Source organism: Pseudoalteromonas sp. MSK9-3, from assembly GCF_003590335.1.
Taxonomy (GTDB): Bacteria; Pseudomonadota; Gammaproteobacteria; order Enterobacterales; family Alteromonadaceae; genus Pseudoalteromonas.
In genome coordinates, this window is sequence record NZ_MIET01000011.1 from 300,566 (window position 1) to 320,297 (window position 19,732).

Sequence of the window (19,732 nt, forward strand, 5' to 3'; positions counted from 1 at the left end):
TTGGGGCGTAACGAATTAAGCTTGCTCTAAATTTTTAGGCTTGATCCTTAGTATTTTGACACCTAAATAGGCATAAATCACGGCTAATAGAGGGTTAATTAAATTAAAGAATGCATACATCGCATAGTCAAACGGGTTAATTAATAAAACGCTTTGCATATAGGCACCACAGGTATTCCAAGGGATCAACGGACTGGTGATAGTCCCCCCATCTTCAAGTGTTCTTGATAGATTTACACTGCGTAATCCACGTTTTTTATATTCATCTTTAAACATGCGCCCTGGCACTACAATAGCAATATATTGATCCGCCGCAACTACATTGGTCCCGATACATGTCGCTATCGTTGAAGCAATTAATGATCCCGTACTTTTGGCTATCTTTAGAATACTACGGACAAATATCTCTAATAATCCCGTTTTTTCCATAATGGCGCCAAACATCAAGGCTGTCATGATCAACCAAGTTGTTGTCAGCATGCTCGCCATGCCACCGCCACTGAGCAGATCATCCATCTTACCGTCACCCGTTGAGATGTTAAACCCTTCATAGAAAGTGGCCCATACGAGTTTAAAGTAGCCTATTAACTCTCCTTGAGAAGCATCAATTTGACTTTGTAATAACTCGCCCTGAAAGAGAATAGCCCATATAGCGCCTACTACAGCACCAATTGATATTGCTGGAAATGCGGGCATTTTCTTAAACGCTAAAACGAGTAGCACTAGCAGCGGTACAAGCATTAATAAATTAATATTAAAGTGACCTTGCAAGATCCCCACAATTTCGTCTATGCGCCCTACGTCAGCACTTACATCAGCATTAAATCCCATAAAAATAAAAATGATCAATGCGATGACAAAGCTCGGAACTGTCGTCCATAGCATATGATGTATATGCTCAAATAAATCAGCACCTGCAACGGCAGGCGCTAAGTTCGTTGTTTCAGATAATGGACTCAGTTTATCACCAAAATAAGCTCCTGAAATTACTGCACCGGCAGTCACTACTTGGTCTAACCCCAAACCTGTGGCCACGCCGAGTAATGCAACACCAATGGTGGCGGCTGTGGTCCAGGAGCTACCAATGCTCATTGCAACGATGCCACAAATTAAACAACTCGCTGCATAAAACCAACTGGGGTTGATGATTTGTAAACCATAATAAATTAATGTCGGCACGGTGCCCGATAATAGCCAAGTACCAATTAATGCACCTACCATCAATAAAATTAAGATAGCACCAAGGGAAATCGTGATCCCTTTGATCATGGCCTCTTCCAGTGTTTTCCATGTATATCCATTCTTTAAACCCACTAATGCTGCGGTAAATGTTGCGAACAGCAATGCTATTTGGTTGGGGCCGGAAGATGAATTATCGCCATATAGATATACAGCAGCTCCTAATAAGCTGACAAGAACCACTATTGGCGTCAATGCATCCAATAGTGATGGTACTTTTTGTTGTTTCAAATTGAGCACTCCTCTGCATAGCTAATGCTAATGCTTATTCTTATTTTTTCTAGTCCCTAGACGAGACCCTTGTTGCCATATTTGCAGGTCGCAAATTAAATTGTCAGCATAATAACAAATTCACTGTTAAATACGTAACAAAAAAGGCGCCTAAGCGCCTTTGTATCTATATAGGGGTCGACTTAAAGGTCGTTTTTCGCCAACCGACCGAACGAAATCAAATCTTGTGTGATCAACGCCGCTTCTTCAAGATACGGGTCAAGCTCACTAATCACATCTGGTACGTCGTCTAAATCTTTAATTGCTTCCAACCCTAAGCGTTTTAATCGCGCATTTGTTCTCACTAACGCTCTTTGCTCCGACTCTTCACGTTCTTTTAAGCGTTCAGACTCCATCAAAGAAATTTTCTTATCATCTTTTTGTGCTTTATAACGAGCAATATCGTCATAGACATAATTGAATTCAGGCTCTGTTTGCATACGAGAAACATGCTTCGAATCCACATATTTAACTACTGGCGTAAGATTATCTAAACTATTATATGTTGCACGTTTGATGCTATCCCAAGGTAACGCATTGTCTTCTTGGCTTTCGCCCCACTCTTGAGGCTCAATAGCTGATGGCAACATAACATCTGGGATCACGCCTTTGTGTTGGGTACTTCCACCATTAATACGATAAAACTTTGCAATTGTGTATGTCACGCTTCCTAACGGGTTGCTGAATAAATCTAGTGTTTTTCCAAGCCCACGATGTTGTTGAACGGTGCCTTTACCAAAGGTTTGTTCACCTATTACAACACCACGCCCGTAATCTTGAATTGCCGCCGCAAATATTTCTGAAGCCGATGCGCTATATCTATCAACGAGCACTGTCATAGGTCCATCATAAAATGTGATCCCATCTCTGTCTTTTTGCGCTTCAACACGGTTATACAAGGTGTGAATTTGGACTACAGGACCTTTATCAATAAACAAGCCTGTCAGTTGCGTCGCTTCGTAAAGTGAACCACCGCCATTTTGACGAAGGTCAATCACGATGCCATCGACTTCTTGTTCCTTCAGTTTTGTGATCTCAACTTTAACGTCTTTTGAAAGGTTATTGTAAAAACTTGGAATTTCTATTACACCAATCTTACTCGTCAAGTCTGAATATTTAGCTTCGAATACTTCTGATTTAACTGCACGGTCTTCAAGGCGAATTTTATCACGTGTTATTTCAACAACCTTTGGCGTACCATGCGCATCTGAGCCTTTTAAATATTGTAATCTTACTTTAGTCCCTTTTGGGCCTTTAATTAAGTCAACAACATCGTCTAAACGCCAGCCAATAACATCGACGAATTCTTTGTTATCTTGGGCCACACCCACTATTTTATCGTCAGCTTTGATCCGCTCAGACTTATCTGCTGGTCCACCCGGTACCAAAGACCGGATCACCGTATAATCTTCATCGTACCCTAGTACAGCACCAATGCCTTCAAGCTCTAGGTCCATATCCATTTTAAACTGTTCAGCTCGACGTGGAGAAAGGTAAGAGGTGTGAGCTTCAACACTGCGCGCAAATGCATTCATCATTACTTGGAAAGCATCTTCACTGTTAGTTTGTACCAATCGTTTTTGCGTATTTTTATATCTTTTTGTTAGGATCTTTTTTATATCTGCCCAATCTTTACCTGTGAGCTTTAATCGTAATGCATCTGACTTCACTCTCTGACGCCAATATTCATCAAGTTCATCTTGGCTCGTGGCAAAAGGAAGGTCTTCTCTATCGTAATAAAAAGCATCAGGCTTATCGAACGTGATTTCAGTATCCAATAAGTCAATTGCAAACTGAAAACGCTCGTAACGACGCTTCATGCTCATATTGAACATTTCAAACGCAAAATCCAGCTTTCCAGCTTTTAGGGCATCGTCAAATTGAAGACGATATTTTTTGTAAGCTTCGATGTCGCTCTGTAAAAATAGTGACTTTGTGTAATCTAAAGATTCTACATAGCGATCAAATATTTCTTCTGCCAAAGCGTCATCGAGCTTAAAACGTTTATAGTGTTGGCGAGTAAATAAGTTGGTCACCCTTTTGCTTGCCGTTGTATGTTGAATTTCCGGTTTTAAATCCGGTATGTCTTTTTCCGTCACCGAATCAGGTGAGGCGATCGATACGCTTGATAAAAGCGCCGCTACAACGGGAATGAGTGTCAACTTTTTACTCATACACAACTCCTTAAACTATGTACAGGCTATCTACTTTGGTTTTTACTTGCATACCAGTTACTAATTCTACGTGAACATCATCTTTGTTCACTTCAGTAATTGTTGCATTAACCAAAGCTTGTCCTAATTTAACTTTAACTTTGTTATTAACCTTGACCTCGTTCGCTGGCAATGGTTCAACTTTACCTGGGTTTCTTTTTGCTTGCTGTGAAGCAGGCTTTTTATTAACTCGGGTATTTTTATCACCAGAACGAGGATGTGCAGGGCCTTTCTTTTTGAAAGACTTATTATCACCATCTTGACGAGGACGCTGTGTCTTCTTGCGCTTAGCCATTTTAGCTCGGCTTTCTTCAAGGGCTTTTTGCGCGTGCTCTACGTGCTCTTGCTCAACCTTTTCAGCGTCTTTTCCATCAAGATCGATACGGAATTCGTTTTTAGTAACCGCTTCCAAATAGCGCCAGTTTGACGTGTATTTACGCAATGCTTGACGTACTTGAGTCTTGCTTACCTTTTCAGAACCTTCAATACGCTCAGCAATATCTTTAAAGATACCGACTTTAAGCGGCTTGATGCCCTCTTTTTGTTTAAAACACTGAGGAAACTCTGAATATAAAAAATCCAGAACCTCATTAATATCTTTTAGCTTGTTTGTGGCTTCCATTTTTAAACCTATTTGTTATACCTTTTCATCTAATGATGAATGGATATAGTGTATTACCCAGTCAGTTAACTCTTCAAATTCAACTTCTATTAAAGCTAAATCACCACGAAGATGTTCCCATATACCGTTGATTATATTGTCGATGCTCTCACAATCGAGATCATCTGGTAAAAGTTGCCAAGCAAAATGAATTAACTCATTTAAAGTCTCGGTAACTTGCTCTTCTTCCCCTTCCCAATCGCCTACGTCGGCAATCGCGAAAAGGTAATCTTGCACGTTGACTAAATCTTTCATTATAAAGTAGCCTCAAAGCACTTTACTAACGCTTCTAGTCCTATTTGGTCTTGCTTGTCAAACCTTGCCAAGCTTGGGCTATCAATATCTAAAACAGCAAATAAGCGACCATCTTTTATTACTGGGATCACAATTTCAGAATTTGACGCTGCATCACAAGCAATATGCCCTGCGAATGCATGCACATCATCGACCAATTGAGTTTCTAATGATTGTGCAGCGGTCCCGCATACACCTTTACCTACAGGAATACGTATACAAGCAGGGTTGCCTTGGAAAGGTCCTAGTACGAGCTCTTGTGGTGTATCTATAAGATAAAATCCGGCCCAATTAATGTCGTCTAAAGACGTAAATAAAAGTGCACTGATATTCGCCATATTTGCGATTACATTACGTTCATCACAAATTAAAGAATTGGCTTGGTTTACAAGTGTCTGATAAAAATCTTGCTTCTGCATCTACTTAATATCACAGTTACGTCATACAAAAGCTTAAGGTACTCTTTCATGCTATTAATTGAAACCTTTTCTGCAGAAAAAGTATTAAATATCTGTAAATCTCAGCCCGGTTGATTAAATTACCAGCAGTCAGTTAAGCAAAGCGCCGTAAGCCAAATAGAAACAGTCCAGCAGCTAAAGCAGCCATGACTGTATTGACGACAAACCCAGCCCCAGAACTCGCTGCCAGCAAATAACTAAATACCGCACCACCGAGCATTCCCAGAGTAAGCACGGCCGAGTATTGAACCTTATTATATTTATGCATCAGCAAATACCCTGGCACAACAAAAGCAGCCATCGCCAATCCGACAATATGTGCATTAGCAATTGCACTCATCAGTAATCCAACAAACACTGACCACATGGGTTGTTCTAATGACACTCCATAATATAGCCCTAAAACAGACCCTATAATGATTGGCGATAATAACGACATACCAATACTCTTGATCAATAAAGGCTTCATATATTTAATCCAGCTATTACAACAATGTAGTCACATTGAAGCATTAGCCAGCAAAAGCCAGTCGACTTTAGTCGCATTGGCGCAACCCAGATAAAATTTGAACAAAAAAAAGCCGCTTAAAAAGCGGCTTTGATATTCATTTAAGAATAATGGCGGAGAGATAGGGATTTGAACCCTAGAAGGGCTACAAACCCTTGCCGGTTTTCAAGACCGGTGCTTTCGACCACTCAGCCATCTCTCCGAAAACGTGCGCTAACTATTAAAGTTAGTAATAAATGGCGGAGAGATAGGGATTTGAACCCTAGAAGGGCTACAAACCCTTGCCGGTTTTCAAGACCGGTGCTTTCGACCACTCAGCCATCTCTCCGAATACTGCGCTAACTATTTAAAGTTAGAAATAAATGGCGGAGAGATAGGGATTTGAACCCTAGAAGGGCTACAAACCCTTGCCGGTTTTCAAGACCGGTGCTTTCGACCACTCAGCCATCTCTCCGAAATTTTTACTGCTAAGACTTGTAAATAGCTTCTACAAGTCTTATATAAATTAGTGGCGGAGAGATAGGGATTTGAACCCTAGAAGGGCTACAAACCCTTGCCGGTTTTCAAGACCGGTGCTTTCGACCACTCAGCCATCTCTCCGCAGCGGGGCGAATATTAGATAATCCCTTTGGCAATGTGAAGCTTTTTTTTAAAAAAAACGTTTAAGTGCTTAAAAAACGGCTCATTCGTTCAAACATAAAGCAACAAGGGCCAATGTAAGGAACTTTTTATTTTATTGAGACTCTATTTGATCGACAAAGTTTGCCCAACCATATAAGTCTTGGTAACCTTAGTACAGTTTAATTATCGGAACATTGTTTCACTTAAGGAGTTTAACATGGCGTTCAATCACTCATATGGCACAGCTCAACCAGCTATGTCGACAATCGAAACTAATAAGGTACTTAAAAACACGTACTTCCTATTAGCTATGACGCTTGCTTTTAGCGCTGTTACTGCGGCTATTTCAATGACAATGGCTTTACCTCGTTTTACTGGTATCGTTTGTTCATTGATTGGTTTAGGTCTTATTTTTGTTATTCAGAAAAAAGCTAATTCGTCGTCTGCAATTGGTCTAGTGTTCTTATTTACCGGTATTATGGGTTTTGGATTAGGCCCGCTACTTAACCACTATGCTGCTATGCCAAATGGTACATTGTTGATTATGCAAGCGCTGGGTTCGACAGCCCTGATCTTCTTCGGCTTGTCAGCTTATGCACTAACCACTAAAAAAGACTTCTCATTTATGGGTGGCTTTTTAACGGTTGGTTTATTCGTTGTTATTATTTCAAGCATCGTGAATATATTCATCGGTAGTAGCATAGCATTTATGGCGATCAATGCAGCCGTAGTATTACTGATGTCTGGTTTGATCTTGTATGATACAAGCCGTATCGTAAACGGTGGTGAGACTAACTACGTTATGGCAACCGTTGGCTTATACCTAAATATCTATAACCTATTCACATCATTGCTAGCCCTTTTAGGCTTAAATGATGACTAACCAGTTAGTTCTGGTAAACTAAGCCCCATTGTTGGGGCTTTTTTATGGGCTAGTTTTGAGTAAATTTGTACTCTCTTTACATTCAGGTGTATCTGATCACCTTACATTACATAACCTATCTCGTTTTGCACATGCAGCTTTATCTCAAGGTCATGAGATCCCCTGCATTTTTTTGTACCAAGACGGTGTTTATCATGCCTCTCAAAGCCTACAATTGGCCAGTGATGAGTTGAATGTGTCCGCAATATGGCAGTCACTATCAGACGAAGGGATCTCACTTATCTTATGTGTTACCGCAGCAGAAAAACGCGGTATAGATACCAAGAACACGGGAATATTCAAGGTCGCTGGACTTGCTGAATTTGCCATGCTCAGCGCTCAATCAGACAAATGGGTGCAATTTAAATGAAAAATATTATGGTCATTAGCAGCCACAGTCCGTTTGATAATATGCACACTCGAGACGCTTTAGATATGGCCCTTATTTTTGCCGCCATTGATCAAAATGTTAGTTGGCTTTTTCAAGGCTCAGCTGTACTGGCACTAAAATCTGATCAGGCACCACAGGAAATGGGAATAAAAAACTTTTTAAAGTCTATCAAAATGCTCGAAATATATGACATAGACCAAGTTTATGTTTGCCAATCAGCGCTCGATTTATATCAGCTAACACTGGCGGAGTTGAGCATTGATGTTCACATTGTTAACACTGAGCAACAGCGTCAGTTAATCGCTCAACAAGACCAAATAGTGACGTTATAAAAATGAACACATTACATATTTTCTCAAAGCCACTTAGCACATTTAGCACATTTCGCAGTGTCACTGTCACGTCGTTAATTAGTGATTCAGATGGTATCTTATTAATGGGTGAGGCTTGCTTTGACCAAGCTAGCTATCAAAACTTAGCGAGTCAACAATATGTGTTGTCTCATTGCCTAGTTGCGAGAGGTATTACTGCACATCCATCATTTTCTTCTATCAGCGATGTTGAATGGGTAACGCTCATCGACAACGCAAAAAAATCAATTACTTGGTAACTATGTTAGAAATAAATAATCAAATCATTGAAACAGATAAACAAGGCTATTTACTCGACCATACTCTGTGGTCACGTGAGCTGGCCCCCATAATTGCTGAGCAAGAAAATATCACGCTGAGTGATGCGCATTGGGAAGTGATCACTTTTGTGAGAAACTTCTATGAAGAATACAACACCAGTCCAGCAATTAGAATGCTAGTAAAGGCCATGGCAAAAGCCCTCGGCGAAGACAAGGGAAACAGCATCTACTTATACAAGCTATTCCCAAAAGGCCCCGCTAAACAGGCAACTAAAATAGCGGGTCTGCCAAAACCTGCACGCTGTATTTAATTTTTGATAGGTTAATAACGAAATGGGTTAACGTTCTCACGTGCAAAATTAGTTGCACAACGACAAAAACCCAAAATAGGTCAGGCAAAATAAAAAGGCGCTATTTCAGCGCCTTTAATAATCTTAATTTTGTCTTGTCCTGAAATGTGTTTACACATATAGGACTTATTTTATGAAGAGCACTAAAACTAAAGGCATTAAGCGTACTCAACGAGACTATACATTAGGCTTTAAATGAGCTAGTAGAAAAAGGCGAATTCACGTATAAGCAAGCGCAAAGTCATTACAGCATTCAAGGTCGTAGTACCGTTCTGGTATGGCTGCGAAAACATGGTAAATTAGATTGGTCTAAATCAACTTATATAACCGACATGCCTAAATCGAAAGAAACCCCAGCACAAAAAATTAAACGTTTAGAGCGTGAGATAGAAGACTTACGCCTAAAGGATTTAATCAAAGATGAAATGATTAATATAATGGATGAAGAATATGGAGCGGGCTTGCGAAAAAAGTACATATCCGAGCTATCACGCGCACAAAAGAAAAACAGCAAGTAAAACTTGCTTCGTTATGCCGTGCATATGGCATAACGCGACAAGGTTACTATCAAGCTATACGCAGGATAGGTGCTCGGAATAAAGCATTGGAGCCAGTCAAGGAATTAGTGATGTATTGGAGGCAATTCATGCCTCGTATTGGTGGGAAGAAACTTTACCTGATGATAAAGCCAGAACTGCAAGAGCGTGGTATTAAACTAGGCCGTGATTGTTTTTTTGATTATTTGAGAGAGCATGACTTTCTTGTAAAACCAAAGAAAAATTATACTAAAACAACAAATAGTAACCATTGGATGCGCAAGCATCCCAATTTACTAAAAGAATACACGCCTACAGTGGCCGAGGAAGTCTTCGTTAGTGACATTACCTACGTAAATTCAGCGCAAGGCGTACATTACCTATCGTTAGTCACTGATGCTTATAGTCGAAAAATAATGGGTTATGAGCTGAGTGATGAAATGAAAGCAACCGATGTAGTCAAAGCATTGGAAATGACGATTAAGCAACGCGTATATAAACGTAATGCCATTCATCACTCAGATAGAGGTTTACAGTATTGCTCTGAAGTATATCAAAATACGCTATTAAAAGAGGGGATTAGGCCATCGATGACCGATGGGTATGACTGTTATCAAAACGCATTAGCAGAGCGTATTAACGGGATATTAAAGCAAGAGTTTCTATTGTATAAATGTTGCAACATCGCAGAGTTAAAACAGCTCGTTGAAGAATCGATATTTATATACAATGAAATACGACCGCACTTAAGTTTGGATATGAAAACACCAAATCAAGTGCATAAAAAAGACCTGGCGCTTTCGCACCAAGTCTTTCATTAAAACCGTCAACCTATTTCAGGACGGGACATTTACATTACTTTATATAAATTATTTTGTATAAGCACGTGGTAGCTTTGAGTCTGTTGTATAACGGTCTCGTAGCTTATCGTGACGAGATTTAGTGCTAACCTCTTCACCATTGATCCACATCTTTTGGACATGAGTACTTATCTCAAATGGGTCTGCACTCCAAAGAACGAGATCTGCACGCTGTCCTTTGGCTATTGTGCCACCTTCAATGCCAAAGCTATCGGCTACGTTAGCCGTTAGGGCTTTAAGCGCGCCTTCATGGCTCATACCATTTGAAACAGCAATACCCGCGTCAAAGCGCAGTTGGTAAACATTATGGCTACCATCACCACCGATAGACAATATCACTTTAACACCCGCTTTTTCTAACACACCTGCTGTTTCTAAACTTGCATGCAATGAATCAAAATCAGACGGTAAATTAGACACAGCGCTTACAATAACGGGGATCTGGGCATCTGCCAATTGCGTCTTGACTAACTGGGCATCTTCGCCTCCCCAAATAATAACATTAATATCAAATTGCTCTTTGATTTTAATGATCTCTAGGATGTCTGAAGCACGGGTCAAATGTGTCACTATCGGCATTTTCCCATCAAGAATTTGCGTCAATACTTGCTCTTCTAAAGACGGCTTTTTAGCCTTTTTGTCTTTTTTGTCATCTTTTTCAGCAAGCGATTGCTGATGCCCTTCTAGCTTGTCTACCAGTTGTTTATAAGATAACGCGCGAGAACCATCGCTTTTAGCCCCTAAATGCACAACGAGTGCAGAGTGCTTATCAGTGACGCTGCCAAACTTTCCACTTAAGTCAGCAACAAATGCCAAGCCAGCAAAAATACTATCGCCACCATGTGGTACTGTCACATTTTGTGTTACACCACCCTTACGTGCATAAGGGATCAATGAAGAACGAGGGTTAAATGCCGAGCTAGTATCAAAGTCAATACCCGCTTTATCATCACCCGCATCACGAGAACGTGATACCGCGCCTACTTCAACCAGCCCTAATTGGTTCATAGAACCAATAAAGCCCGCAGTGAGAACTTGGTCTTTTGCATCAATGGTCACATCAGCCGCTACACTTGCAGGGTTAATCGCTGTGATTTTGCCATTTTCAATAACAACCGTCGCATCTTTCAAAATGCCTTGTTCTGTTGATGTATGAACCGTTGCATTAGTGATTGCTGTAACTTGAGCAAATGCCGAAGAACTCACTAGTAACGCACCGGTAATTAAAGATACTTTAAATTTAGTCATGGTGTGCACTCCTATCTTTGGCCAAGCATGAAATCACTCACTGCTTGATACTTTTCATCATTTCTATCATAAACCTTAGCGCCATCAACATAGACTGTTTCTGCTTTCGCATACACGCTAAACGGGTTTTTATCCCAAATGACAACATCAGCTTGTTTACCCTGACTCAATGAGCCGGTTTCTTTTTCAACACCTAAAGATTTAGCGGCGTTATACGTGATCCACTTAATTGCATCTTGCTCTTTTAACGCAAACCCGTTTTGATTCGCCGTATGCATTATTTTCGACGCTTCATGATTTAAACGCTGGATAGTCGTATCAGAATCTGAATGAACCACAGCACATGAGTTCTTAACTGCATCAACAATCGCTACGTTTTCTAGAACCATGTCATAGGCTTCCATTTTAAAGCCCCACCAATCTGGCCATAGCGCTGCACAATTGCCATTTTCTGCCAGTAAATCGGCTATTTTATACGCTTCAATACCATGGTGGAATGTGCCTGCGTGATAATTAAACTCTTTCGCTAAATCAATCATCATTGCCATTTCCTCTGCTTTATAACAGTGGTTATGGATCATGACTTCTCCATCTAATACGCCACGTAACGTGTCGTATTTAATGTCACGTTTTGGCGCATCAGGGTTCAATCCTGCTGCATGTGCGGCATCATACTGCTCCCATGCTGACTTATATTCGCTAGCCTCAATCCAAGCTTGACGATACCCAGCCATATTCCCCATCCGTGTTTGAGGCGCAATTTTATTAGAGCCATATACACGTTTCGGGTTCTCACCACAGGCCATTTTCAAACCGTAAGGTGCATTAGGGAACTTCATAGCTTGCATGGTATGGGCTGGCACGTTTTTCAACGTAACAGCACGCCCACCAAATAAATTTGCCGAACCGGGTAAAATTTGTAATGTTGTGATCCCGCCTTCACGTGCACGATTAAAGCCTGGATCTTGTGGCCATACTGAATGCTCAACCCATACTTCTGCGGTATTAGGGCTCGTCATTTCATTACCATCTTGATGAGATTCCACAGACGGACTTGGGTAGGCGCCTAAATGAGAATGAACGTCAATAATACCAGGTGTTACCCATTTACCTTGGGCATCAATAGTATTGTCTGCATTCACATTTAAATCTTTGCCAACTTGTGCAATTTTACCATCGACAATAAATACATCTGCTTGCTCTAATCTTTCACCAGTACCAGTTAACACTGTAGCATTAGTGATTAAAGTAGAACTATTATCAAACACTGTATAAGTGCTTGGATAAGGGTTTTTGTTAATCTTGACGTGATCTTTTTGCGGGCCTTGGTCTTGACAGCCCGCCAGTGCAGCACCAAGCGCTAACACTAATACGGAGGGAGCAAATTTTTGCATTGTTGTCATCTCTTCTGTTTTTTTTCACTGTAACTAATATAGCGTTAAAAGGCGATTTAAATACCTTAAAACGCAATATTACACGATGAATATCATCGTTTTCCTATACTATTGTGCTATGTAATCTTCATATAATTTAGCAAGCGCCCCTTCGAGATCAAGTTCAGGGTAACGTTTTAACAGCTGTGTACTCGCCCTTGCGACAAAATCAGAGTTTTGTTTGTGTTGCTTTGCAAATTCTTTTATTCGATCGAGTGAAAGCGCCGCCTCTGTTGGTTTTTTAAAACGATGCATATACTTACTTAATGCTTTATCAAAATCGCCTTCACATTCTTCTACCAGTAAGGTATAAAATTTACCTTTTTGTAAGGCGTAGTTCGAGTAGCAATGCTCTAGAGCCGCTTTAAAACTGTCGAAACACTGTTCCCCCACAAAAAACTCAGAACGAGCATGTGGGGTAGCAACTGACGCTCCTGCAACTTCTAACGTGTAATTTGGAAAATCGAGTCGGTCTTGAGTTTCTTTTCCTAGCCGCATACCCGCTGCGATACTGGTATGAAACTCTGGGCTCATTTGGCTTAACTCATCTTGCTCCCAGACATGAAAGACCCTCACCGCTTGGGCATATTTTTGAGCAAGTTTACGTTTGAGCTTTTTCGCCCTATCTAATAACAGCAAATCTCTTTCATTTGCAAGTAACGCATTACATTCATAACAGCTCGGAACGGCTATAAAATCTGCAGTTTCAGAAAACTCAATCACCAGTTCACAATGGCTTAATGGAGGACAAAAATCAGTATCTGTGGCTTCGCAACCACAGTAATAGCATAGTTGATTAAACTGTATAGATTTTGCTAGTGCCTTTTGATAATACTTTGACAGGCTTTTGAATTGTTTTGACATAAATTTACATTACACAGTTATAGATTTTAAAATTATGATACAGCAAGGAAACTTTACTGATAACACAATGTAAAAATGCAGAGTTTATAAAAAAAATACGCTAAATGTGTCTATCGACAGCCTAAAAATTTCATACTAATCAATAGCTAATAAAACAGTATTCATACTCACATAATTGGTTACACTCTGTCGATATTGCTTTACAGCATTTAGAGAGATAGCAGGTAATACTTAGTAGTGTATTCACACACCACAATAAATGGAGCATGATAATGAACACATTAACCGTATTAACCAGTGCAGTAATTCTATTGACCGCTGCAACGTCTTCAGCCAACGAATTTGTTGCCGCCGACACATCGGTTGCGACTCAGCTTTGTATGGCCGTTGCTTCCAATCACAAGCTTACTCTGCGCAAAGAGATACGAGAGCATAATATCAGCAGACCCGTCTTAGCCAATCGGCTAGCCTGTAACGATATGCCAATAAGTACTTTTGCGTCTCGTTATAATTTGGAAAACTCTGCAAACTTCCTCAATATCAATACAGCAACGAGCACACATATTAAGGACCTGTCTGTTTCTATCTCTGACAGCGCTGCGCCAATCACTGTATCTGGGTCAAAATAAATGTATATCTCTGAGCCATTAATGCGCTTTGATATTTCCTAGCGCATTAATATTTTTAGGCCGTTTAAGGTAAATTGACGAGCGCAGCGGCTAACCCAAACACTCCTCCAAACACCCCACCCCAAACAACGAGCCACCCCAAGTGCGTTTTAATCATATTTTGAATAATATCTTTAACCATTGTTGGTGTGAGTTCATCTAAACGATGATCAACGGCTTGTTCTATCGTGTCATGAATAGACGAGGCATTCCCCCCGATTAACTCGTTGACCATCAGCGCTTTAAACTTAGGCTCTTGGGTAATATCAATGAGTGTATATTGCATTTTTTCAACGAAAGAGCTGCGCATTGGTTGTAACGCTTCGCTACCTCCAAACATAGTCAGCATAGGTCCAAACTGCGAAGACTCAATAACCCCAACTAATGTGTCAAACGCAGGATCTAAGTCAACTTTTTTGATCACTGGTGTCAAATCTAAGTTCTCTTGTTGGCTCTGTAGCAAATGACTAACTTTGTCTTTGTGAAAAAACTCTTCTAAAATCAGTTTTCTAATCGAACTTTTAAACTCTTTAAATTTTAGTGTGATCACGCCTGAACCATATAAAAATGGTACTTTTTCAAATAACATATGAATAGCAACTAAGTTTGTCACCGCACCTGACAACGCAAAAATGCCAATTGAGAAAATAATTGCATGTCCACTTACATATCCCACTAACACACATAACGTCGCAACAATATTTGTAATTAAACTTTTATTCATTGATACACCTTATATATTTCACCGCGGCATTTTATACGGTTGAATAAAAAAAATATACGTTTGTTAAGCGTTAAAACCACCACACTATGCACTTATTCTCATACCAACATACTGGCAACCTAATATTAGGGGTAAAAAAAGCGACTATTCATTTGAGTTCTATCCGTTTTCATCCATAGTTTGTTTAACCAGTTGTCGTTTTCAGGTAATGTGTCATATGTGGAATATGGTTAATCAACAAATATCAAGCGCACTGCACAGTGATTTTGAGTTCACAGACAAAAAGCAATTAGCCTCTCATAACAAAGAGAAGTTGTATAAAATCTGTGATGATAAGCATGCCTATCTCGTGAAAGTTGACCGACTTACCGCCTTAGAAAGATTTGAAGCGCAAGCACATTCATTAGACCTTTTAACCCGTGATAGTGACTTTATGATAGGGGACACGATTACCATAGGGAGTAGCTTAGACTTTAGCTTTATGGTTTTGGAGTGGTTAGATACAGAACAAAGTACGCCTAATTGGCACAATTGCGGCGCGTTACTTGCCAAAATGCACCAGCGCCATGAGCAAGAGATGTTCGGCTTAGAGCACGATAACTATATTCAGCAAGTACTCCAGCCAAATCAATGGCACAAAAAGTGGGAAACATTCTTTGCTGAAGATCGTATTGGTTGGCAGCTCCAACTATTAGCAGAAAAAGGCATTATGCTCGTTAACATCGATGAATTTGTCGCACTTATAAAAACACTGCTGCCTCACCATGTACAACCTTCCCTATTACATGGCCATTTCTGGTCAGGCAATATCGCATTTAACCAAGACAAACCCTGTCTATTCAACCCTGCATGCTATTACGGCGATAGCGAAGTAGATATTGCCATGGCAGAGCTTTATACCCCGCTGCCTGAAGCCTTTTACACCGGCTACAATACGGTCAAACCTGCAAAACAAGAGCGTACCTTACAAAAAGCGATCTATCAGCTTTACCCTATTCTTTTAAGTGCAAACTTATTCGCAGGTGATTACCTTTATCAAGCTAAAGAGCGTATTCAAGAGATATTAAAATAGTCATAATAAATCTGTCATACTGGCATTTGGTGCTATATTTAGATTAGTGCAATAGTTAGGTTAATAAGACCTAATGGAGAGCCAGATGAAAACTGTGTATGACCAAAGAATTAGCTGTCCACACTGTGGGCACCATATATTTGTAAGCCTTGATACCAGCGAAGGCGATCAAGACTTTTACGAGGATTGCGCCGCATGCTGTAACCCTATCCACTTAAATATGCATATAGATAGAGCATTCAATAAGCTTGAGTTACATGTAGATAGTGACGACGAACAAATATTCTGAATTTAAGTCAGAAGGAATACTGCACTTTTAGGCAACTTGGGTACTTTTACGTAAATACCCTTCTACTGTATTAACTATCGTATACGTTTGTTGGTCAACCTCAATATTGAGTAAATCTCCAGCCATTACGCGCCCTAGATTTGTAATAACCAAAGTTTCAGGAATGAGATGCAGCCAAAAACCGTGTTCATCCATTTCCCCTACCGTTAAACTCGCGCCATTTATCGTGATAAACCCTTTATAAAGCACAAATTTAAGCCACTCAATTGGTAAACTTAAATGCATTTTGCAATTATCGTGATCTTTCACCACTGAGACAACTTCTGCCGCACAATGAATATGTCCCGACACAATATGGCCGCCGATCTCGGTACCAAATGTTAACGAGCGCTCAAAGTTAACCTTAGAGCCACGTTGTAATAATCCCAAATTTGTTAATTTTAATGACTCATCAATCACATCGAAGTACACTTGCCCAACAACATCTTGAGGGTTTACCTCATAACGTACGACCGTTAAACAACATCCGTTAATTGCAATGCTTGCACCTATATCTAAATGCTGTAAATAGCTGCTTGCAACCGATAGAACCAGCCTTAACACTCCTTCTGATTTATTGCACGAAATAACCGTTGCTTGAGTTTGAACAATACCTGTGAACATGAAAGACCTTGATGAATGATAATACCAATAATGATACCTCATTGCGCCTCATGGCTAAAGGTATTGGCTATATTCAATGAATGATTAATCTCTGGCTTTATAGTGACGGTATGATTAATATTGGGTTTTTACCCATGCAGTGTGATTATGAAGTTCAGTTATTGGGAAGCCAAGCGCTTACTCCAACTTGCCACCCCCGTATTTTTAGCACAAATCATGTTGGTCCTCATGTCTGTCGTCGATACGATTATGGCGGGCCAAGTCAGTACCAATGATCTTGCTGCCTTATCAATTGCTACCGGCATCTGGAACCCGCTCGTCTTCTCATTACAAGGAATTTTGTTAGCCTTGACGGGCATTGTCGCCCATTGTTTTGGCGCCAATGATGAAAAAGGGATAAAACAGTATTTTCAACAAAGCCTCTACCTTTGTTTATTACTGTCTTCGCTTGGTTTCATCGTTGCTCAGTTCACACCAGCGGTATTTTTAAATCTAGGCACGACACCCGAAATTACCGATTTGGCACAAGGCTATATCGATTTCGTCAAATGGGGCATACTCGGTTTTTTATTATTCTCTGTATATCGAAATGTTACAGAAGGAATAGGCCTAACAAAACCGGCTTTCTACATCAGTATCATCGGGCTTGGTATCAATGTAGTCGCAAACTATATTTTCATTTATGGAAAATTAGGGATGCCTGCGCTTGGTAGTGCAGGATGCGGGCTAGCTACCGCATTGGTATTTTGGGCAATGGCCTTAGCGCAAATTATATATAGTTTTAACAGTAAAAAAGTCAAAGGGAAATGGCTACTCCAAAGCTTAAAATTACCGAACCTCCATCTTATGGGCTATATCGCCAAATTGGGGCTGCCTATTTGCTTAGCGACTTTTTTTGAAGTTACCTTATTTGCCTGTATTCCATTGTTCATCGCAGACTTAGGCGCGATTGCTGTATCAGGACATCAAGTCGCGGCAAGTGTAACCACCATCCTATTTATGATGCCTCTGAGCTTATCAATGGCAATTGCCATTCGGATTGGTAACCTGTCTGGGCAACAAGCCAATACTCAATTAGAAACGGCAATTTCTACCAGCTTATTCCTTGCTGTTATGATTGCTGCTTTTGTCGCTCTAGTTACATTTTTAGGCCGTGACGCTATCGTGTTGCTGTATACCAAAGATGAGCAGGTCGCGTTACTCGCATCAAGTATTATTATACTTGCATGTGTTTATCAGCTCCCTGACGCATTACAAGTTGCTGCCAATGGTGTACTTAGGGGGCTAAAATATACTAAACCGATCACAGGTATCACATTTTTCTCATACTGGATCATCGGTTTTAGTTTGGGCTACGTATTAACTAAAACAGATATAATCACTCCCGCTATGGGCCCCAAAGGTTTTTGGGTTGGGATCATCGTCGGGCTCAGTGTTGCTTCTGTGTTGTTATTAGTCAGTGTAAGGAATCGTCTTGTTAAAATTAACATTACTTAGTATATGCATAGTCTATATTGCTGGTTGCTCGCCACAGCCCAGCAATACTTACATTGAATATCAACAGCGGCTAAGCTCTGTGGTGGACAAAGTTGCGCTAAACAACGAAGAACTACAACAACTGCCTCACCCTAATGTCGACAAGCCTTCTTCCGAAGTCAGTCTATCAATCATAGAATTTGCCAGTATAAACCACTGTAAACTGAGCCAAATAATCGCAAAAAAAAATAATCAATTGGGCAAAGTACAGCCTGCAAGCGAAGCGCTTAAATATAACATTGAGTTTGTGCAACATGTGCAAAACTGCCTTGATGATCCGCAAACTCACGATACGGCAATAAAAAACAAACTCATTGCAGTAAAAAAAGAAAAGCAGCTACAATTTGCGCAATCTTTTGAACACATGCTTTTTAATGAAGCTGAGCTCTCCCAGCTCACCTACCTCACCGCCAGTGAAATTGCGTTTAACCGCCACCTAGAGCAACAAACAGCCAGCTTAGAAGCACTGACTGCACTTTCTAATTTACAAGCGCACTTACTACATCAGGCTGCCGTGAATAAGATAAATCCCGACAACATTACCATCGCGCTGCAAAAATTACATAAAAACAAATTCATTCCCAAGCTCATCACATCCACCAAACAACACATATTACTCAACAACACAACCACACGCTGGTTAAACCAAATAAAAATCAGTGATGAGCTGTGCCCAGTAGGTAAAAATAAGAAAAAAGCGCAAATACTCAGCAATGTATTTTCAAAATTTTATTTAGAGAAGCTGCAACCCTATCAATCACAATTGACCAATATGCTAGAAAAAGCGTCTCCGTTATTATTCAAGCTTTGGAGAAATCACCCTGATTTAGCGGAATCTTTTAACACTGAACATACCAACTCACTGCTGAACCAAATGAAAGTGAGTGCGATAACGCACGTCAAGTGGTGGCAAGACTTCTATAAAACGTGTGAAATTCGTCCTTAATGAATAAAAAAAGTGCAAACAAACAAAAATTTATAAAACACGCTTGATCAAAACGCATTGTCGCTATATATTAGCCGCCGTTGCAAAGTAATATTCATTACATAACAACGTTATAGTACGACCGTAGCTCAGTTGGTTAGAGCACCACCTTGACATGGTGGGGGTCGGTGGTTCGAATCCACTCGGTCGTACCAACTCTAATTTAGAGTTCATACCTGAAATACAACCGTAGCTCAGTTGGTTAGAGCACTACCTTGACATGGTAGGGGTCGGTGGTTCGAATCCACTCGGTTGTACCAAAAATAACATTATAAAACGCCTCATCCTCTATTCCA

The 19,732-nt window shown here is 40.3% G+C and carries 21 protein-coding genes, 6 tRNA genes and 1 pseudogene; 13 read left to right on the top strand and 15 right to left on the bottom strand.

The features are described 5' to 3' along the window. Nucleotides 1–15: 15 nt before the first annotated feature. The 10 genes from nhaC to BGP78_RS05145 all read right to left on the bottom strand — a co-directional run bounded on the left by nhaC (nucleotide 16) and on the right by BGP78_RS05145 (nucleotide 6,243). Nucleotides 16–1,470 carry a Na+/H+ antiporter NhaC gene (nhaC, locus tag BGP78_RS05100; RefSeq protein ID WP_119860391.1) on the bottom strand — a complete coding sequence of 485 codons (1,455 nt, stop codon included), beginning with the start codon at nucleotides 1,468–1,470 and terminating at the stop codon, nucleotides 16–18. 182 nt (nucleotides 1,471–1,652) lie between these two features. Then, nucleotides 1,653–3,683 carry a carboxy terminal-processing peptidase gene (prc, locus tag BGP78_RS05105; RefSeq protein ID WP_119860392.1) on the bottom strand — a complete coding sequence of 677 codons (2,031 nt, stop codon included), beginning with the start codon at nucleotides 3,681–3,683 and terminating at the stop codon, nucleotides 1,653–1,655. 10 nt (nucleotides 3,684–3,693) lie between these two features. After that, nucleotides 3,694–4,344 carry an RNA chaperone ProQ gene (proQ, locus tag BGP78_RS05110; RefSeq protein WP_119860393.1) on the bottom strand — a complete coding sequence of 217 codons (651 nt, stop codon included), beginning with the start codon at nucleotides 4,342–4,344 and terminating at the stop codon, nucleotides 3,694–3,696. Nucleotides 4,345–4,359: 15 nt separating this feature from the next. Beyond that, entirely contained in the window at nucleotides 4,360–4,638 is a 279-nt protein-coding gene (locus BGP78_RS05115; protein ID WP_119860394.1) for a hypothetical protein, read from the bottom strand. Beyond that, nucleotides 4,638–5,096, bottom strand: coding sequence for a GAF domain-containing protein (locus BGP78_RS05120; RefSeq protein WP_119860395.1), 459 nt, complete (start codon nucleotides 5,094–5,096; stop codon nucleotides 4,638–4,640). Before BGP78_RS05120 ends, BGP78_RS05115 begins: the two co-directional genes overlap by 1 nt. A 133-nt stretch (nucleotides 5,097–5,229) precedes the next feature. Continuing rightward, nucleotides 5,230–5,604 carry a hypothetical protein gene (locus BGP78_RS05125; protein WP_119860396.1) on the bottom strand — a complete coding sequence of 125 codons (375 nt, stop codon included), beginning with the start codon at nucleotides 5,602–5,604 and terminating at the stop codon, nucleotides 5,230–5,232. Between the two features lie 150 nt (nucleotides 5,605–5,754). Beyond that, a tRNA-Ser gene (locus BGP78_RS05130) sits at nucleotides 5,755–5,845 on the bottom strand. Between the two features lie 35 nt (nucleotides 5,846–5,880). Then, a tRNA-Ser gene (locus BGP78_RS05135) sits at nucleotides 5,881–5,971 on the bottom strand. Nucleotides 5,972–6,006: 35 nt separating this feature from the next. Beyond that, a tRNA-Ser gene (locus tag BGP78_RS05140) sits at nucleotides 6,007–6,097 on the bottom strand. A 55-nt stretch (nucleotides 6,098–6,152) separates the two neighbouring features. Beyond that, nucleotides 6,153–6,243: transfer RNA gene (locus BGP78_RS05145), tRNA-Ser, on the bottom strand. 238 nt (nucleotides 6,244–6,481) lie between these two features. Between BGP78_RS05145 and BGP78_RS05150 the strand changes: the two genes are divergently transcribed. From BGP78_RS05150 to BGP78_RS05175, 6 genes and pseudogenes are all read left to right on the top strand, one after another. Then, on the top strand, nucleotides 6,482–7,147 hold the full coding sequence (locus BGP78_RS05150; RefSeq protein ID WP_119860397.1) for a Bax inhibitor-1/YccA family protein: 666 nt from the start codon (nucleotides 6,482–6,484) through the stop codon (nucleotides 7,145–7,147). A 55-nt stretch (nucleotides 7,148–7,202) separates the two neighbouring features. Beyond that, nucleotides 7,203–7,556 carry a sulfurtransferase complex subunit TusD gene (gene tusD, locus BGP78_RS05155; protein WP_119860429.1) on the top strand — a complete coding sequence of 118 codons (354 nt, stop codon included), beginning with the start codon at nucleotides 7,203–7,205 and terminating at the stop codon, nucleotides 7,554–7,556. Next, the gene (gene tusC / locus BGP78_RS05160; protein ID WP_119860398.1) at nucleotides 7,553–7,909 is read left to right on the top strand and encodes a sulfurtransferase complex subunit TusC; all 357 of its coding nucleotides are present in this window, start codon (nucleotides 7,553–7,555) and stop codon (nucleotides 7,907–7,909) included. Before tusD ends, tusC begins: the two co-directional genes overlap by 4 nt. A 2-nt stretch (nucleotides 7,910–7,911) precedes the next feature. Next, the gene (locus tag BGP78_RS05165; protein WP_119860399.1) at nucleotides 7,912–8,187 is read left to right on the top strand and encodes a tRNA 2-thiouridine-synthesizing protein; all 276 of its coding nucleotides are present in this window, start codon (nucleotides 7,912–7,914) and stop codon (nucleotides 8,185–8,187) included. 2 nt (nucleotides 8,188–8,189) lie between these two features. Beyond that, nucleotides 8,190–8,519: a TusE/DsrC/DsvC family sulfur relay protein gene (locus BGP78_RS05170; protein WP_119860400.1), complete on the top strand. Its 330-nt coding sequence runs from the start codon at nucleotides 8,190–8,192 to the stop codon at nucleotides 8,517–8,519. A 172-nt stretch (nucleotides 8,520–8,691) separates the two neighbouring features. Then, nucleotides 8,692–9,915: pseudogene (locus BGP78_RS05175) on the top strand (IS3 family transposase). Between the two features lie 48 nt (nucleotides 9,916–9,963). On the opposite strand, the gene BGP78_RS05180 reads toward BGP78_RS05175, so the two are convergent. The 3 genes from BGP78_RS05180 to BGP78_RS05190 all read right to left on the bottom strand — a co-directional run bounded on the left by BGP78_RS05180 (nucleotide 9,964) and on the right by BGP78_RS05190 (nucleotide 13,499). After that, complete coding sequence (locus tag BGP78_RS05180; RefSeq protein ID WP_119860401.1) at nucleotides 9,964–11,202, bottom strand: amidohydrolase family protein; 1,239 nt, start codon at nucleotides 11,200–11,202, stop codon at nucleotides 9,964–9,966. An 11-nt stretch (nucleotides 11,203–11,213) separates the two neighbouring features. Further along, nucleotides 11,214–12,596 carry an amidohydrolase gene (locus BGP78_RS05185; protein ID WP_119860402.1) on the bottom strand — a complete coding sequence of 461 codons (1,383 nt, stop codon included), beginning with the start codon at nucleotides 12,594–12,596 and terminating at the stop codon, nucleotides 11,214–11,216. A 108-nt stretch (nucleotides 12,597–12,704) separates the two neighbouring features. Then, nucleotides 12,705–13,499 carry a hypothetical protein gene (locus BGP78_RS05190; protein WP_119860403.1) on the bottom strand — a complete coding sequence of 265 codons (795 nt, stop codon included), beginning with the start codon at nucleotides 13,497–13,499 and terminating at the stop codon, nucleotides 12,705–12,707. Between the two features lie 272 nt (nucleotides 13,500–13,771). Here BGP78_RS05190 and BGP78_RS05195 point away from each other — a divergent pair, with 272 nt between their 5' ends. Then, entirely contained in the window at nucleotides 13,772–14,128 is a 357-nt protein-coding gene (locus BGP78_RS05195) for a DUF3718 domain-containing protein (RefSeq protein ID WP_119860404.1), read from the top strand. Nucleotides 14,129–14,192: 64 nt separating this feature from the next. On the opposite strand, the gene BGP78_RS05200 is transcribed toward BGP78_RS05195, so the two are convergent. Next, a complete protein-coding gene (locus tag BGP78_RS05200; protein WP_119860405.1) occupies nucleotides 14,193–14,891 on the bottom strand; it encodes a DUF445 domain-containing protein in 699 nt (232 codons plus the stop codon). A gap of 217 nt (nucleotides 14,892–15,108) precedes the next feature. Here BGP78_RS05200 and BGP78_RS05205 point away from each other — a divergent pair, with 217 nt between their 5' ends. Next, nucleotides 15,109–15,963, top strand: coding sequence for a fructosamine kinase family protein (locus tag BGP78_RS05205; protein WP_119860406.1), 855 nt, complete (start codon nucleotides 15,109–15,111; stop codon nucleotides 15,961–15,963). An 85-nt stretch (nucleotides 15,964–16,048) separates the two neighbouring features. Beyond that, nucleotides 16,049–16,252 carry a CPXCG motif-containing cysteine-rich protein gene (locus BGP78_RS05210; protein ID WP_119860407.1) on the top strand — a complete coding sequence of 68 codons (204 nt, stop codon included), beginning with the start codon at nucleotides 16,049–16,051 and terminating at the stop codon, nucleotides 16,250–16,252. 27 nt (nucleotides 16,253–16,279) lie between these two features. Here the strand turns inward: BGP78_RS05210 and BGP78_RS05215 are convergent, their stop codons facing one another. Further along, nucleotides 16,280–16,915 carry a riboflavin synthase subunit alpha gene (locus BGP78_RS05215; RefSeq protein ID WP_119860408.1) on the bottom strand — a complete coding sequence of 212 codons (636 nt, stop codon included), beginning with the start codon at nucleotides 16,913–16,915 and terminating at the stop codon, nucleotides 16,280–16,282. A gap of 147 nt (nucleotides 16,916–17,062) precedes the next feature. Between BGP78_RS05215 and BGP78_RS05220 the strand changes: the two genes are divergently transcribed. The 4 genes from BGP78_RS05220 (at nucleotide 17,063) to BGP78_RS05235 (ending at nucleotide 19,696) form a co-directional block, all read left to right on the top strand. Beyond that, entirely contained in the window at nucleotides 17,063–18,412 is a 1,350-nt protein-coding gene (locus tag BGP78_RS05220; protein ID WP_119860409.1) for an MATE family efflux transporter, read from the top strand. Further along, entirely contained in the window at nucleotides 18,390–19,397 is a 1,008-nt protein-coding gene (locus BGP78_RS05225; protein ID WP_182912225.1) for a DUF3080 family protein, read from the top strand. Before BGP78_RS05220 ends, BGP78_RS05225 begins: the two co-directional genes overlap by 23 nt. A gap of 117 nt (nucleotides 19,398–19,514) precedes the next feature. Then, nucleotides 19,515–19,591: transfer RNA gene (locus tag BGP78_RS05230), tRNA-Val, on the top strand. A gap of 28 nt (nucleotides 19,592–19,619) precedes the next feature. Continuing rightward, nucleotides 19,620–19,696 (top strand) — tRNA-Val (locus BGP78_RS05235). Nucleotides 19,697–19,732 lie beyond the last annotated feature (36 nt).